Source organism: Nocardia sp. NBC_00403, assembly GCF_036046055.1.
Lineage (GTDB): Bacteria > Actinomycetota > Actinomycetes > Mycobacteriales > Mycobacteriaceae > Nocardia.
In genome coordinates, this window is sequence record NZ_CP107939.1 from 4,020,009 (window position 1) to 4,035,342 (window position 15,334).

Genomic DNA, 15,334 nt, shown 5'->3' on the forward strand with positions numbered 1-15,334 from the left:
GGTGGCCAGGCGTGCGCGGGTGGACGCCGAACTGGTTCGCCGCGGGTTGGCGAGATCGCGGGAACACGCGGTCGAGCTGATCGGCGCGGGCCGCGTCCTGATAGCTGGAACCGTCGCGGTGAAACCGGCGACGGCCGTCGAAACGGGCACCCCGCTGGTGGTGCGCGACGAACCCGACGAGGTGTCATGGGCTTCGCGCGGTGCGCGCAAACTCCTGGGCGCACTCGAAGCGTTCGAACCCGAGGGGTTGACGATCGCGGGTAAGCGCTGCCTGGACGCGGGTGCCTCGACCGGTGGCTTCACCGATGTCTTGCTCTCCAAACACGCACGCGAGATCGTCGCCGTGGATGTCGGCTATGGCCAGCTGATCTGGCGGCTGCAGAACGATGAACGGGTGCGGGTTTTCGATCGCACCAACGTCCGCAGCGTGACCCCCGAATCGATCGGTGGCACGGTGGAGCTTGTGGTGGGCGATCTGTCGTTCATCTCCCTCGGCCTGGTGCTGCCTGCGCTCGCCGCCTGTTCTGCGTTGGGCGCAGACCTGTTGCCGATGGTGAAACCCCAGTTCGAAGTGGGAAAAGAACGGGTGGGTTCCGGCGGTGTTGTGCGCGATCCGGCTTTGCGTGCCGAAGTGGTGCGCGATGTCGCGGCCGCGGCCGCGGCGTTGGGACTGCGCACTCGAGCGGTAGTTGCCAGCCCGCTGCCCGGCCCGTCGGGCAATGTCGAATACTTTCTGTGGCTGCGTAAAGACGGGCAGTTCGAGTACGACGGCGAGCAGGTCGCGGCCCTCGTCGAGCGTGCGGTTGAGGAGGGTCCACAGTGAACGCGCAGGCGCCGGCCGAGTCCGGTGGCCGGGAGATTCTGTTGGTTTCGCATCCCGGCCGCGCGGAGATCATCGAAACCGCCCATCGGGTGGCCAAGATCTTCGCCGATGCCGGGATCGGGCTGCGGGTGCTCGCCGATGAGGCGGAAGGCACCCGGTTCGATGTTGATCTCGATTGTGAGGCCCCGGGGCCAGGCTCTTCGGCGGTGGCAGCGCCCGGCGGTTATCCGGTCCGGGTGGTCGAGCACTGCCCGGATGCGGCGGTGGGTTGTGAGATGGTGCTCGTCCTCGGTGGTGACGGCACTTTCCTGCGTGCCGCCGAGCTGGCACGGCCTGCCGCGGTGCCGGTGCTGGGAATCAATCTGGGCCGCATCGGTTTCCTCACCGAGGCCGAGGCGGAGCATCTGGACGAGGCGTTGGCCCAGGTGGTCCGCAAGGATTACCGCATCGAGGATCGGATGACGATCGACGTCACCGTCCGTGTGGATGACGAGATCGTCGAAACTGGTTGGGCGTTGAACGAAGCAAGTATCGAAAATGCCGCGCGGATGGGTGTGCTCGAGGTGGTGATGGAGGTCGACGGACGTCCGGTGTCGCAGTTCGGCTGTGACGGCATCCTGATCTCGACGCCCACCGGTTCGACCGCGTACGCGTTCTCCGCGGGCGGTCCGGTGGTGTGGCCGGAACTCGAAGCGCTGCTGGTGATTCCGAGCAATGCGCATGCCCTGTTCGCGCGCCCGCTGGTGACGAGCCCCGAGTCGCGTATCGCCGTGGAATCCGTTGCGACGGGACATGATGCGATAGTTTTCCTCGACGGCAGGCGTACCCTCGCGCTGCCGAAGGGCGGGCGGGTCGAAGCGGTCCGCGGCGCCGAGCCGGTGCGCTGGGTGCGGTTGGATTCCGCGCCTTTCGCGGATCGGATGGTGCGCAAGTTCCAATTGCCCGTGACAGGCTGGCGTGGCCGACGGCGAACGGAGAGCACACGTGCTGACAGAGATCAGGATTGATGGCCTTGGCGTTATCTCGACCGCCACTGCGCAATTCCATGAGGGTCTGACAGTTCTCACCGGTGAAACCGGTGCGGGCAAGACCATGGTGGTCACGAGCCTGCACCTGCTCAGCGGCGCGCGGGCCGATGCGGGCCGGGTGCGGCTCGGTGCCGCGCGCGCCGTGGTGGAGGGGCGCTTCACCGTTGACGACGTCAATGACGCCGCGCGCGCCGAGGTCGGGCAGGTGCTGGAATCGGCTGCGGCAGCGGCCGATGACGACGGCAGCATCATCGCGATCAGGACAGTCGGCAGTGATGGTCGTTCGCGCGCCCATCTCGGTGGCCGCGGTGTGCCCGCCGCGGTGCTCGCCGACTTCACCGCCCCACTGCTCACCGTGCACGGCCAGAACGACCAACTGCGGCTGCAGCGCCCGGACCAGCAGTTGTCCGCGCTGGATCAGTTCGCCGCCGACACGGTCGGACCGTTGCTGCGCAAGTATCAGGTGCACCGGCGGTCCTGGCTCGAGGCCCGCACCGAACTGATCGAACGCACCGCGCGCAGTAGAGAACTCGCGCTGGAGGCCGACCGGCTCAAGCATTCGCTCACCGAAATCGATGCCATCGCACCGGAGCCCGGTGAGGATGTGCGCATCGTGGCCGAGGTGCGCAGGCTGAGCGACCTGGATTCCTTGCGCGAGGCGGCCGTGACAGCGCATGACGCACTGGCCGGTTCTCCCGATTCGCCCGAAGACGGTTCGGGCGCACTGGAATTGCTCGGTGTGGCACGGGCCCGCGTGGAATCGGCTGACGACCCGGCCTTGACCGCACTCGCGCCCCGGTTGGAGGAGGCCATCGCGCTGGTGGTCGATCTGACCACCGAACTCAGCGGCTATCTTTCGGACCTGCCGTCGGATCCCGGCGCACTGGACTCGCTGCTCACCAGGCAGGCCGAACTCAAGACTCTCACCCGCAAATACGCCCCCGACGTCGACGGGGTGATCGCATGGGCGGACGAGTCGCGCACCCGGCTCGGCTCGCTCGATGTTTCGGAAGAGGCCTTGACAGCCTTGGCCGCCGAGGTGGACATCGCCGCCGAACGGGTCCGGGAGGCGGCGCGCAAGCTGACTGCCGCGCGGACGAAGTCGGCGGGCAAGCTTGCCGCCGCAGTGAGCGCCGAACTGGGCGGGCTGGCGATGGGTAAAGCGCGGCTCGAGGTCGAGGTGCGCCCGGTGCCGGCGAGCCCACAGGATTCCGCGCCGCTGACGGTTGACGGAGAAGAGTTGCACGCGGGATCATCCGGCGTAGACGAGGTGGAGTTCCGGTTGTCCGCGCATTCCGGCGCGCAGTCGCTGCCGTTGAGTAAGAGCGCGTCCGGTGGTGAACTCTCGCGTGTGATGTTGGCTCTCGAAGTGGTGCTCGCCAGTTCCGACCATGGTGCGACGATGGTGTTCGACGAGGTCGACGCCGGCGTCGGCGGCCGGGCAGCGGTGGAGATCGGCCGCAGGCTCGCGCGTCTCGCCCGCACCCATCAGGTGATCGTGGTGACCCACTTGCCGCAGGTCGCCGCGTTCGCCGACACGCATCTGGTGGTGGACAAATCCGACGACGGCAAGGGCAAGGTCAACAGTGGCGTCCGCGCGCTGACGAAAGATGAGCGAGTGATCGAATTGGCCCGCATGCTGGCGGGGCTCGACGACACCGAGACCGGGCGAGCCCACGCGGAAGAGCTCCTCGAGACCGCCCGCTCCGAACGCGCGTCGGCCTGACAGCCGCCTCGTGCGTCTGGATGCAAACCCCTGGGATCGGCAGCGGGCGCGGATCCCAGGAGGGGTGCGGTTACCCGCTCAGCGCACGGCCTTCTGCGCGCCGCGGATGAACTGGGAGATGAGGTTGCGCAGGCCGAACTCCAGGATCTTGGACGGTACGGGCAGGCTCGGCTCGGATTCCATCGTGTAGGACACCAGGGTTCCGTCTACGGCGTCGGTGAAGGTGACGACACCGACGTGCCGCTTCACCGGGGCGCCCTTGACGATCTTGTACTCCATGCGCTCACCCGGCACGAGCTTGGTGATCTCTTCGGTGACGCCGAGCGGCCCGACGCCGATCAGGTGCTGCGCACCGACGCCTTCGCGCTCGGTCAGTCCCGGCTTGATCAGCTTGACCTGGACCGGAAGGTAGGGGCTGATGCTCTCGCGCTCGGCGAAAAGGCGGTACACGATCTCGCGCGGGGCGGCGATGACAGCGTCGATGGTGGTGCTGGCCATAAATGTCTCCTCTTCGAGATATCTGTGACCCGCAGCATACGGGTACTGTCCGGGACCCCGGGATTCCTGTACCGCGGATCGTGATCCTGTCCGATTGGTAGCCGAGGTGCGACAGGCCGAAAGCCCTTCGGCGCGAATGGATTGCGGTCGAGGCGGCTAGGGTGTGAATAGCACCCCAGGTAATATTTCGTGTGCCTCGCACGGTCGAGGACGGCGTCCGGCTGTATGGCGGTGCCGCGGTTTATATCTCATGGCGAAGGGGCTGCACACTGTTCGGTGTCGAGGCCGCTCAGTTGGCGAAACAGATCTGCGATCGGGTCGACGCGAAGCTGCACTCCTTCGCATGTTTCGACTCCGACGGTCTGCGCCACGTCGGTCGCCACGCGGATCGAACAGCGAGTCGTCTCTCCGCCGAAGACCGTGCCAACGCCGTCTCCGTCACCGACCAGGGGGGTTCCTTCGCTACGAACAGGGGAGTGTCGCTTGCGAAGAGCCCGGAGCGCGAGTCCCAGTACTGGGAGGCGATCGGATTTCCGCCTCGCCGAACGGCCGCGGAAAGGGCTGATCCCTACCGGCCCCTGCGAGTGGTGACATTCAATATTGCCGGTGCTTATCCGATCAAATCCAAGGGTCTTTTCGGCTACAACGACAAACCCAACCTGGATTACTTTTCGATGCTGTTCGATAGGCTCGATGCTGATGTCATCCTCATTCAGGAGGGGGAGGTCGGTCCGGCCGGTTCGACTGTCCGGAAGCTGGCCCAGCGAACCGGTTATGAACACGTTTTCGAATCGAAGGTGTGCCCCACGCATCTGAGCAAGACGCCCGACACGGAGCTATCCCTCGCTGTGCTCAGTCGGCTACCGATCGATGGAGGCGAAGCGATACAGCTACCGACACCCATGGCCAAATTGGTATTCAGGGGTGAGCCGACTGTGCCTTACCCCCGCTGGGCGCAACGTGCAGACATTCTGGGGATCAACTTCTGGCAGTTGTTTCCGAACCCGCACGGAGCCATGCGATCGTCATACGAACACGGTGTCGGTGCACAGGACGCCGCATCCATCGCTCGTACAATGACGTCCAATATCAAGAGTCCGGCGATTTTGGGGGCGGATTTCAACACCGAGAACCCGACGAAAGTATATGGCAAAGCTTTCGACGAAATCGGAGTGAAGATGTCGCTGCCTCCTGATACGAAAACTGTATTTTGGGATGCCAATCCGGATCAGATCGGGGCCACTAAGCAATTCGAGACAGTCGCCAGCGGCGCGGGAAGATCTACGACCGACCATTTTCCGGCATGGGTGGACTATGAGATCAAGGATCCTGCCATGCGTGAAAGAGTGGCCGCGGCACGTCGGGCGCAATAGGAATACCCGGGCTTGCGAGGCAATCGGGCTGATTCTCGCCGCAGGCGTGACAACCTCCGGGTGTCACTCCGGCCAGGCTCGGTACTTGGGTGAGCTGCTCGGTCGCGGTCTGGACAGCGGGTCGGAATCTGTCAGCGCCGCGTGACCGCCTGATGGTCTCCATGTGATGTGCCGACTGGTATCACAGTGACGAATGTGGCCGATGATTCGGCGCGCCTCCGCCAATGATTGAAGGTTGGCGACCATTATCGGGCCTATGAAGATGTTGGCATTGTTGTCGAAGAACACCGAAACGTTGCCAGGGCTCACCGGCATCGCCCGGGTCGACCGCAATACCCGGCGTCTGCTCGCGCGGGTCGGGCCCGGTGATGTTGTGGTGCTGGACGAAATGGATCTGGATCGGCTCACCACTGATCGGCTCGTCGAGGCTGGTGTGGTCGCTGTGGTGAATACCTCGCCGTCGATTTCTGGACGTTATCCGAATCTCGGCCCGGAAATGTTGGTGGCCAACGGAATACTACTGCTGGACACCGTGAGCTCGGATGCGTTCAGCAAAATCAAGGATGGCGCCAAGGTTCGCATCGACGAGGGCATTGTCTACGCGGACAAGCTGACGAGGAAAGAGCCAGAGGTCCTTGTCGAGGGTATCGAACTGACTGAAGCCGGCATTAACGACCGGATGATCGAGGCCCGCAACGGACTCGCCGATCACCTCGAGGCATTCGCGGGCAACACTATCGAGTTCTTCCGCACCGAGAGCGCGCTGCTGATCGATGGCATCGGCGTTCCGGAACTCGACCTGGTGATGAAGCATCGGCATGTCGTGGTGGTGGCCGACGGTCCCGACCACGCGGCCGAATTGAAGGCGCTCAAACCCTTCATCAAGGAGTACGTGCCGATCATGGTCGGCGTCGGCCGCGGCGCGGACACCCTCATGAAGCGGGGCTACCGGCCCGATCTGATCGTCGGCGATCCAGACGAAATCACCACCAGCACCCTGAAGTCCGGGGCCGAGGTGATTCTGCCCGCGGACACCGACGGCCACGCCAAGGGCTTGGAGCGCATTCAGGATCTCGGCATCGGTGCGACGACCTTCCCGTCCTCGGGCTCGCCTGCCGACTTGGCGTTGTTGCTGGCCCACCATCACGGCGCGTCGCTGATCGTGACCGCGGGCGCCGCCGCATCGCTGGACGACTTCTTCGATCGCGGCCGCCGCGACAGCAACCCGGCCACGTTCCTCACCCGGCTCAAGGTCGGTGCCAAGCTGATGGATGCCAAAGCCGTCGCCACGCTGTATCGCAACCGTGTGTCCGGCATCGCGATCGCGATGATCGTGCTCGCCGCGCTGATCGCCGTGATCGTCGCGATGCTCGCCTCCCACATGGGCGGCGAGGTGCTCGATTGGGCCATCGACTCCTGGAACCGCTTCGTGCTATGGGCGCAGGGCCTGGTCGACAAATGATCGGGCGAAAGACTGCACAGGAGAGGCTGATGAGACACCAACGCGCAGTTCTTATCAGCCCGGCCGGGGGTGGATGTACCGCAGAAACCCAGGAGCGTCGATGATTTCGCTACGTCAGCACGCTGTTTCTCTCGTCGCGATCTTCCTAGCGCTGGCCGTCGGCGTGGTGCTCGGCTCGCAGACGGTGGCGGCGGACCTGCTGCACGGGTTGCGTGCGGACAAGACCGATCTACGCAATCAGGTCGACACCATCTCCGAACAGAACCGCCGACTAACCGACGAACTGAACGCCGCCGATCGTTTCACCGCAGGCTCAGCAGGCCGGATCCTCGCAGGCACCCTCATCGACCGCAGCGTTGTGGTGATCACCACCCCCGACGCCGACCCCGCCGACATCGAAGCCGTCACCATGGGCCTCGACACCTCCGGTGCCACAGTGACAGGCAAGATCGCACTCACCGACGCCTTCCTCGACACCACCGAGGGTGACCGGCTGCGCACCACCCTCATCAATGTCATCCCCGCAGGCGCTCAGTTGCGCAGTGGAGCGGTCGATCAGGGCAGCATGGCGGGCGATCTGCTCGGCCTCGTGCTGTCGCTCGATCCCGCGAACTCGCAACCCCACAGCACCCCGCAGGAGTTGAGCCTGGCGCTGGAGACGCTGCGCGGCGGCGGCTTCCTCGCCTACGGCGATACTCCGGTCGACCCGGCGCAACTCGCGGTCGTCATCACCGGCGACGGCGCCCGCTCCAACGAGAACGGTCAGGGCTCGAACATTGCTCGTTTCGCAGGAGCCCTCCGCGGCCGTAGTGCGGGCACGGTCCTGGCCGGCCGCTCCGGAGCCGCCGACGAACCGGGCCCCATCGCCGCCATTCGCTCCGACGCGGCCCTGGCCACCACCGTCACCACCGTCGACAACCTCGACCGGGAAATCGGCCGGGTCACCACCGTCCTGGGCCTCAGCGAGCAGCTGAACGGCGGCGCGGGCCGGTACGGCACCGGTACCAAGGCGAATTCCCTCACCCTCGTCGCCCTGCCGCACTGACCGCTCTTGCGAAGGTTCGACCAATGCGTGCTCCGCGATACCGTGGCCGTGCCGCGGCGACCTCTCTCACAGTCGCAGTCCGGGTGAATCGGTGCGGTGACGCGGCTTCGGACAGGCGCACCACAGCTACGCTGTGAACACTGTCGGCGGCGCGCGCAATCCCAATGCAGCGACCTGGTGGCAAACGTGCGTGTGGTGCGGTCGGAACTGCGGATTCGTGTTACCGTGAAGACCCGTGGGTCAAACACGGATTCAGGCGCGAACAGCGACGAAACACATCTTCGTCAGCGGTGGTGTCGCCTCCTCATTGGGTAAAGGTCTTACCGCCTCCAGCCTCGGTCAGCTGTTGACGGCGCGCGGGCTGCGCGTCACGATGCAGAAACTCGACCCGTACTTGAACGTCGATCCCGGCACCATGAATCCGTTCCAGCACGGAGAGGTGTTCGTGACGGAGGACGGCGCCGAGACCGACCTGGATGTCGGTCACTACGAGCGGTTCCTCGACAGGGACCTGTCCGGCGACGCGAATGTCACTACGGGGCAGGTGTATTCGTCGGTGATCGCCAAGGAGCGGCGCGGCGAGTACCTCGGCGACACGGTGCAGGTCATCCCGCACATCACCGATGAGATCAAGAGCCGCATCCTCGCGATGGCAGGCCCTGATCTGGAGGGACATGTCCCGGACGTGGTCATCACCGAGATCGGCGGCACAGTCGGCGACATCGAGTCGCAGCCGTTCCTCGAGGCCGCCCGTCAGGTGCGCCATGATGTGGGCCGGGAGAACGTCTTCTTCCTGCACGTGTCGCTGGTGCCATACCTGGCTCCGTCGGGCGAACTCAAGACCAAACCGACGCAGCACTCGGTGGCGGCGCTGCGCAGCATCGGCATCCAGCCCGACGCGCTGATCCTGCGCTGCGACCGGGATGTGCCGCAGGGCCTCAAGAGCAAAATCGCGTTGATGTGCGACGTCGACGTGGACGCCTGTATCTCCACCCCGGACGCACCGTCGATCTACGACATTCCGAAGGTGCTGCATCGAGAGGGCCTCGATGCCTACGTGGTGCGCAAGCTCGGGCTGCCGTTCCGCGACGTGGACTGGACGGTCTGGGGCGATCTGCTCGATCGCGTGCACTCGCCGCGGGAAACTGTCGAGGTCGCGCTGGTCGGCAAATATGTCGATCTGCCCGACGCCTACCTGTCGGTGACCGAGGCACTGCGCGCGGGCGGGTTCGCCTCGCGGGCCAAGGTCAACATTCGCTGGGTGCAGTCCGACGACTGTGAGACCCCGGCGGGCGCGCAGGCCGCGCTGCGTGATGTGGACGCGGTGCTGATCCCGGGCGGGTTCGGCATTCGCGGCATCGAGGGGAAGGTCGGCGCGATCCGGTACGCGCGGACCCGAGGTCTGCCGCTGCTCGGCTTGTGCCTCGGTTTGCAGTGTGTGGTGATCGAAGCCGCGCGTTCGGTCGGTCTCGCCGAGGCGAACTCGGCCGAATTCGAGCCGGACACACCGCATCCGGTGATCTCGACCATGGCAGACCAGCAGCAGGTCATCGCCGGTGAAGCCGATCTCGGTGGCACCATGCGCCTCGGCGCATATCCGGCCACCCTCGCCAAGGGCTCGGTGGTCGCGCAGGCCTATGGCACCGAGCAGGTCTCCGAGCGGCATCGGCACCGCTATGAGGTGAACAACGCCTACCGCGACAAGATCGCGACCAGCGGGCTGCGGTTCAGCGGCACCTCGCCGGACGGGCACTTGGTCGAGTTCGTCGAGCTGCCCGCCGACAAGCACCCGTTCTTCGTCGCCACCCAGGCGCACCCGGAGCTGAAGAGCCGTCCGACCCGCCCGCACCCGTTGTTCGCCGCGCTCATCGCGGCCGCGCTGAAATACAAGCTGGCCGAGCGACTTCCGGTCGACCTGCCCGAAGAAGAGCTCGCGGACGCGGATCAGGGATCGTAATGACCGCGCACGGGGGTGGACCGGGTAGTCACGATTTCGAGACGGTGTCCAGCAAGACCGTCTACAGCGGTGCGATCCTCGCGCTGCGGCTGGACCAGGTGGCAATGCCCGGTGGTCGGGTCGTCGAGCGTGAGGTGATCGAGCACCATGGTGCGGTTGCCGTCGCGGCGATCGACGACGACAACAACGTGGTGCTGATCCGGCAGTACCGGCATCCGCTGGGCACTCGGTTGCTCGAGTTGCCCGCCGGGCTGCTCGATCTGCCGGGCGAGGATCCGCTCGAAGCGGCCGAGCGCGAGCTCGCGGAGGAGACCGGTCTCGCCGCCCGGGAGTGGTCGGTGCTGGTGGATGTCGCGCTGTCGCCCGGCTTCACTGATGAGGTGCTGCGGGTCTACCTCGCGCGGGATCTGTACGAAACCCATCAGCCCGAGCCGGAAAACGAGGAAGCGGATCTGGAGCTGGTTCGGATGCCGGTCGATGCGGCCGTGCGTGCTGCACTGGCGGGTGAGATCGTCAACGCGACGGCGGTTGCCGGGGTACTGGCGCTTGCGGCGGCACGGGCGGGCAGCGCCGAGCTACGACCCGCCGACGCACCGTGGCCGGGTCAGCCCACTGCGTTCCTGCGCCGCAAGGCGGCTCAGCGGCAGTCCGAAGACTGACCGAGGATTCGGCGGTGCTCGCGCGGGAGATCGACGCCTATCTCGACCATCTCGCGGTCGAGCGCGGCGCCGCGCGGAACACTCTCGGCGCATACCGCCGTGACCTCGGGCGCTACCGGGATTTCCTCGCCGGTCGCGGTGTCATCGGCCTCGACACGGTCGCCGAGTCCGATGTCGCCGAGTTCACTATGATGTTGCGGGCAGGAAGTGCCGACCATCCGCCGCTGGCGGCAGGCTCGGTGGCCCGCGCACTGATCGCAGTGCGCGGGCTGCACCGATTCGCGGCGGCCGAGGGCCTCACCACGACCGATGTCGCACATGCCGTGAAGCCGCCGGCACCGGGCAGGCGTTTGCCCAAAGCGCTGCCCTACGACCAGGTGCTGCGGTTGCTGGAAGCCGCGGGTGGCGGACCGATGGATGCCGAGGATTCCGATGCCGCGGCCGGAACGGATGGCGGGCCGCGCGGCCTGCGTGACCGTGCACTACTCGAGCTGCTCTATTCGACCGGCGCACGGATCTCGGAGATGGTCGGGCTCGACGTCGATGACCTCGACACTGATGAGCGCGCGCTGGTGCTGCACGGCAAGGGTGGTAAGCAGCGCATGGTGCCGATCGGTAGGCCTGCGCTCGCCGCGGTGGACGCGTACCTGGTGCGAGGCAGGCCGGTGCTCGCCGCGAGCGGCAAAGGCAATGCGGGCGCGCTGTTTCTGAACGTGCGCGGGGGCAGGCTGTCGCGGCAGACGGCCTGGCAGGTTCTGCAGACGGTCGCCGAACGTGCCGGCATCGGTGCGACGGTCTCCCCCCACACGTTGCGGCATTCGTTCGCAACACATCTGCTCGACGGTGGGGCGGATGTACGCGTGGTGCAGGAACTGCTCGGGCACGCGTCTGTCACGACGACACAGATCTATACCTTGGTCACCATCAACACCTTGCGCGAAGTCTGGGCCACCGCGCATCCACGCGCGCGTTAGACGGGCGCGGCTCGGGACCGCGAGACCCGGCGTATTTCAGGCGAATTCGGCCTGGCCCCTTGGCGGAAATCGGCCTTCCTCGGGTACTGAGGAAGAAAATGGACCTCGGTCCGGTTGGTTTTCGTGTCGGGCCCGTGCTGTGTCGGCTCGGCAATATGTCGGCTGAGCATGTGAGGTGAGTTGAATGTCAAAGGCTTTCATCGTCCACGAGTCGGACGTCGAAGCGGTGTCGCTGCCCGGCGGCGGTTCTTTCCGGCTGCTGGAGGACAGCGAGAACTCCGATGGCTTGTTCGGAGCCAATCGGCTCGTCCTGCAGGCGGGCGCGAACGGAACACGGCCGCATCACCACACCAAGTCGACGGAAATCTTCTATGTGTTGGCGGGAACCATGGAATTCCTTGTCGACGGCGAACTTCAGTCGGTGTCCACAGGTGGCCTGGTCGTGGTCCCGCCGGGCACGGTGCACGCGTTCGGTGCCTCGGCAGACGGCCCGGCAGAGTTCCTGGCGGTGCTCACACCGGGTATCGTCCGGTTCGAATACTTTCGGCAACTCGGTCGCATCGCGCGAGGCGAGGCGGATTGGGACAGTATGGACGAGCTGCACGACCGGTTCGACGTCCATTTCGACGGCGGACCCGAGTGGCGGTGAGAGAGTGAGAGGTAACGTTTCACTGCGAACACGCCGCGCTGAGGCGCGGTAGTTGGACACAGTCAAGCGGTAGCGTTCTTTCGAGAGCTGGACCGTACGAAAGCGAGGTCGGGCCCGATCGGCCTCGCTACGCTCGGCGAGGCAACGGGTAGGAACGTATAAGGAGCAGCGGATCGTGACGACAGCCAGTGCGGCAGAGCCGCCGATCAGTGCTGGGGCGCAGCCGCTTACGGGTACCCCGCAGGGGCCGTACTCGGCGGCCGCGGCGGAGACGCTGTGGGGCAATGGCGCTGAACCGGTCCCCGACGACGCGGCGCTGGGCCCCACCGGGAGGCCACTGCGTGTGGTTCCCGACCCGCCTCCGCTCGAGCGGCACGGCGATGCCCTGATCGTCGCCATGTGCAATCAGAAGGGCGGCGTCGGCAAGACGACCTCGACCATCAACCTCGGTGCGGCGCTCGCGGAATTCGGCCGGCGGGTACTGCTCGTCGATCTCGACCCGCAGGGCGCGCTGTCGGCGGGATTGGGTGTGGCCCACCATGATCTCGATCTGACGGTGCACAACCTGCTCATCGGTTCCAAGGTGTCCATCGAAGACGTGCTGATGGAGACCCGCGTCGAGAACCTGGATCTGTTGCCGAGCAATATCGACCTGTCGGCGGCGGAGATCCAGCTGGTCAACGAGGTGGGCAGGGAGCAGACACTGGCGCGGGCGCTGGAGCCGGTGCGCAACCGTTACGACTACATCCTCATCGACTGCCAGCCGTCGCTCGGCCTGCTCACGGTGAACGCGCTGGCCTGCTCGGACGGCGTGATCATCCCGATGGAATGCGAGTACTTCTCGCTGCGCGGGCTCGCACTGCTCAACGACACTGTGGAGAAGGTGCGTGACCGGCTCAACCCGAGGCTGAGCCTCTACGGCATCGTGGTGACCATGTTCGATGCGCGGCTACTACATTCGCGCCAGGTCATGGCGCGTGTTGTCGAGGTGTTCGGCGACCTGGTCTACGACACGGCCATCTCGCGCACCGTCCGGTTCCCCGATGCCAGTGTCGCGGGCGAACCCATCACCACGTGGGCGTCGAAATCTGCTGGGGCCGAAGCATATCGGGCGATGGCGCGGGAAGTCATCCACCGGTCCGGCCGGTGACGGAAGCGGCTGAGCCGGCGCCATCGTCAACCACGGAAATACTCGGCTCGGAGTCTGTCGTCGGTACGGGCGATTCGGACCAGCAGACTGGATTCCATCTGCGGCTGAGCAATTTCCAGGGACCGTTCGATCTGCTGCTCACGCTGATCAGCTCGCGCAAGCTCGATGTCACCGAGGTGGCACTGCACCAAGTAACCGATGAGTTCATCGCCTACACGAAGGCATTGACGGCGGCGCTGACGGCGAGCTCGGAGGGCGGCAAGCAGGAGGCCTTGCGTGCCGACAAGATCTTGGACCAGACCACCGAATTCCTGGTCGTCGCAGCCACGTTGCTCGACCTGAAGGCGGCCAGGCTGTTGCCGTCGGGGGAGATGACCGACGCCGAGGACCTCGAGCTGCTCGAGGCGCGCGATCTGTTGTTCGCGCGTTTGCTGCAGTACCGCGCGTTCAAGCAGGTGGCCGAGCTGCTCGGTGAGCTGGAGGCCGTCGCGCTGCGACGTTACCCGCGTGCGGTCGGGCTGGAGGAGCGCTTCGCCGAGCTGCTGCCCGAGGTTACGCTGGGGGTCGACGCCCACGAATTCGCTGCCATCGCCGCCGCGGCGTTCCGGCCGCGCCCGGTGCCCAAGGTCGGCCTCGACCACCTGCACTCGCACGCCATCTCGGTCGTCGAGCAGGCCGCCATCGTGCTCGAAATGCTGAAACTGCGCGGACCGGGCGGCTGGACCACGTTCGGTGAACTGGTGGTCGACTGCGACGTGCCGATCCAGATCGTCGCCCGCTTCCTGGCCTTGCTGGAGCTGTATCGCGGCAAAACAATCGAGTTCGACCAGCCCGACCCGCTCGGCCCGCTCTCGGTCAGCTGGATCGGTGACCCGAAGGACGACACCGTGCAGACGGCAGACGCCGTGACTATCGAGGAGGACTACGGGTGAGCGAGAACGGCGAGGCCACCGCCGACATTTCGGCGGGCGATGCGCGAGCCGCGGGTGCGATCGCGGAGAACGACGGCACCGCCGACACCGCCGGACCGAGTGGGTCGAGCGCGGATCCCGAGCGCGACGACGCCGATGCCCCGCGAGCGAGGACTGCCAGCGAGCAGGTCGAGAACGACTCCGAGAGCGACGCAGTGGCGCAGTTCACCCCCGAGTCGCTCGACGACGCCGAATTCCGGTCGGCGCTGGAGGCCATGCTGCTGATTGTCGACGCTCCGGCCCCGGTAGAGTTGCTGGCAGACGCGTTGGCGGACACTTCGGCGCGGGTGGATCGCACGCTGCGGGAAATGTCGGCAGAACTGTCCGCGCGAGGTAGCGGTATTGATCTGCGTTTCGTCGGGGACGGTTGGCGCTTCTATACTCGCAGCGAGTACGCGCCGTATGTGGAACGGATGCTGCTCGACGGCGCTCGGTCGAAATTGACGCGGGCGGCGTTGGAAACGCTGGCGGTGGTGGCATACCGTCAGCCGGTGACCCGAACCAGGGTCAGCGCGGTGCGCGGCGTGAACGTCGACGGGGTGATGCGAACCCTGCTGGCTCGGGGATTGATCGCCGAGGCCGGGGTCGACCCGGAGACGAACGGTACGCAGTACTGCACAACCGAGCTGTTCTTGGAACGGATCGGACTCCCGTCGCTGACCGATCTGCCGCCACTGGCGCCCCTACTTCCGGGCGTCGACCTGATCGATGAGATCAACGAGAGCCTGGACACGGATCCCCGTTACACCAGGCTGAGGAAACCAGCCGAGGCCGATTTGGACCTCGGCACCGAGGACTGACAGGACAACATGAATACGCCCGCTCGCCGAGATGGCACACCGGATCGTAGAAAACGAAGCGACCAGCCCACCAGAGGCGGCGCAGGCCGTGACGCAGGCTCCCAAGGAGCCCGTTCGGCACAACGGGGAGAAACACAGCGTGGAGCTTCCTGGGGAGGAAGTGAACGCGGATCTTCGCAGAGCGGGGGCTACCGCGGCAGTTCGCAGGGGGGTCAACGG

Annotated in this window: 14 protein-coding genes; 13 read left to right on the plus strand and 1 reads right to left on the minus strand. The window is 65.8% G+C overall.

From position 1 onward, the window contains the following. The first annotated feature begins 1 nt into the window (after window position 1). The 3 genes from OHQ90_RS17760 to recN are packed head-to-tail and all read left to right on the plus strand — an operon-like array spanning window position 2 to window position 3,577. Window positions 2-823, plus strand: a complete 822-nt coding sequence (locus tag OHQ90_RS17760) for a TlyA family RNA methyltransferase (RefSeq protein WP_328411888.1) — start codon at window positions 2-4, stop codon at window positions 821-823. Next, window positions 820-1,830: an NAD kinase gene (locus OHQ90_RS17765; protein ID WP_328411890.1), complete on the plus strand. Its 1,011-nt coding sequence runs from the start codon at window positions 820-822 to the stop codon at window positions 1,828-1,830. The genes OHQ90_RS17760 and OHQ90_RS17765 overlap by 4 nt, the downstream gene beginning before the upstream one ends. After that, entirely contained in the window at window positions 1,808-3,577 is a 1,770-nt protein-coding gene (gene recN / locus OHQ90_RS17770; protein ID WP_328411892.1) for a DNA repair protein RecN, read from the plus strand. Before OHQ90_RS17765 ends, recN begins: the two co-directional genes overlap by 23 nt. Window positions 3,578-3,655: 78 nt before the next feature. Here recN and OHQ90_RS17775 read toward each other — a convergent pair whose 3' ends face one another. Beyond that, a complete protein-coding gene (locus tag OHQ90_RS17775) occupies window positions 3,656-4,075 on the minus strand; it encodes an SRPBCC family protein (RefSeq protein ID WP_328411894.1) in 420 nt (139 codons plus the stop codon). A 191-nt stretch (window positions 4,076-4,266) separates the two neighbouring features. On the opposite strand from OHQ90_RS17775, the gene OHQ90_RS17780 reads away from it, so the two are divergent. The 10 genes from OHQ90_RS17780 (at window position 4,267) to scpB (ending at window position 15,115) form a co-directional block, all read left to right on the plus strand. Then, window positions 4,267-5,448: an endonuclease/exonuclease/phosphatase family protein gene (locus OHQ90_RS17780; protein WP_328411896.1), complete on the plus strand. Its 1,182-nt coding sequence runs from the start codon at window positions 4,267-4,269 to the stop codon at window positions 5,446-5,448. A 256-nt stretch (window positions 5,449-5,704) separates the two neighbouring features. Next, window positions 5,705-6,910 (plus strand): putative cytokinetic ring protein SteA, encoded by a 1,206-nt coding sequence (gene steA, locus OHQ90_RS17785; RefSeq protein WP_328411898.1) that lies wholly within the window; start codon window positions 5,705-5,707, stop codon window positions 6,908-6,910. Window positions 6,911-7,010: 100 nt separating this feature from the next. Beyond that, window positions 7,011-7,955, plus strand: coding sequence for a copper transporter (locus OHQ90_RS17790; RefSeq protein WP_328411900.1), 945 nt, complete (start codon window positions 7,011-7,013; stop codon window positions 7,953-7,955). Between the two features lie 235 nt (window positions 7,956-8,190). Continuing rightward, entirely contained in the window at window positions 8,191-9,912 is a 1,722-nt protein-coding gene (locus OHQ90_RS17795; RefSeq protein ID WP_328411901.1) for a CTP synthase, read from the plus strand. Next, window positions 9,912-10,571: an NUDIX hydrolase gene (locus tag OHQ90_RS17800; protein WP_328411902.1), complete on the plus strand. Its 660-nt coding sequence runs from the start codon at window positions 9,912-9,914 to the stop codon at window positions 10,569-10,571. Before OHQ90_RS17795 ends, OHQ90_RS17800 begins: the two co-directional genes overlap by 1 nt. Window positions 10,572-10,585: 14 nt before the next feature. Then, window positions 10,586-11,545, plus strand: coding sequence for a site-specific tyrosine recombinase XerD (gene xerD, locus OHQ90_RS17805; protein WP_328411904.1), 960 nt, complete (start codon window positions 10,586-10,588; stop codon window positions 11,543-11,545). A 184-nt stretch (window positions 11,546-11,729) separates the two neighbouring features. Next, window positions 11,730-12,194 carry a cupin domain-containing protein gene (locus OHQ90_RS17810; RefSeq protein WP_328411906.1) on the plus strand — a complete coding sequence of 155 codons (465 nt, stop codon included), beginning with the start codon at window positions 11,730-11,732 and terminating at the stop codon, window positions 12,192-12,194. Window positions 12,195-12,468: 274 nt separating this feature from the next. Beyond that, window positions 12,469-13,344: a ParA family protein gene (locus OHQ90_RS17815; protein ID WP_328412927.1), complete on the plus strand. Its 876-nt coding sequence runs from the start codon at window positions 12,469-12,471 to the stop codon at window positions 13,342-13,344. Window positions 13,345-13,382: 38 nt separating this feature from the next. After that, a complete protein-coding gene (locus OHQ90_RS17820) occupies window positions 13,383-14,276 on the plus strand; it encodes a segregation and condensation protein A (protein WP_328412929.1) in 894 nt (297 codons plus the stop codon). A gap of 194 nt (window positions 14,277-14,470) precedes the next feature. Beyond that, a complete protein-coding gene (gene scpB, locus OHQ90_RS17825) occupies window positions 14,471-15,115 on the plus strand; it encodes an SMC-Scp complex subunit ScpB (RefSeq protein WP_328412930.1) in 645 nt (214 codons plus the stop codon). The last annotated feature ends 219 nt before the right edge of the window (window positions 15,116-15,334 follow it).